A 454-nucleotide genomic window follows, 5' to 3' on the forward strand; every position below is an offset into this window, starting at 1 on the left:
ATTGCTCCGGTTGCTTTCGGCTGGAGCGATAGCCGAGTGGGATTTTCACCCACGGGGAAAGCGCCGCCTTATCACGGCGCACGCCAAGAGCGGACCTTTGCGTGTTGTAGGTTGGGCAGTAATACCCAACATTTCCGGTTCTTGAATAGATTTTTGGGAATGGCTGCCAAACCTACGAGCTAATTGTACCTGCGAACTATAACCCTGTATCAAATACCGGAAATAATGTGTAGGACTTGTTAGTCATCCCCATTATTATTTTCACTTGGAAGCTTCTCTAATCGCTTAATTTGAGAAGTGATTGAATCGATTTTTTTATAATCTGGAAATAGGTTCTTGACACTTTCCGGAGCCATTAATGAGGGATGAACCTCGGCTCCTTGCTGAATAAGTTTTGCAAGTGTTTTTATTGACGACTCAACCCTGATCCCCTCCGCCAACTTCGGACAGTTCA

1 protein-coding gene is annotated in these 454 nt (G+C 45.4%); it reads right to left on the reverse strand.

Annotated features, from left to right (window positions below; translation table 11 throughout):
• Window positions 1–239: 239 nt before the first annotated feature.
• Window positions 240–454 (reverse strand): hypothetical protein (locus AWU77_RS20610; protein WP_238582276.1); only part of this gene is annotated, 215 nt, incomplete at its 5' end.

The organism is Cellvibrio sp. OA-2007 (genome assembly GCF_000953825.1).
GTDB lineage: Bacteria > Pseudomonadota > Gammaproteobacteria > Pseudomonadales > Cellvibrionaceae > Cellvibrio.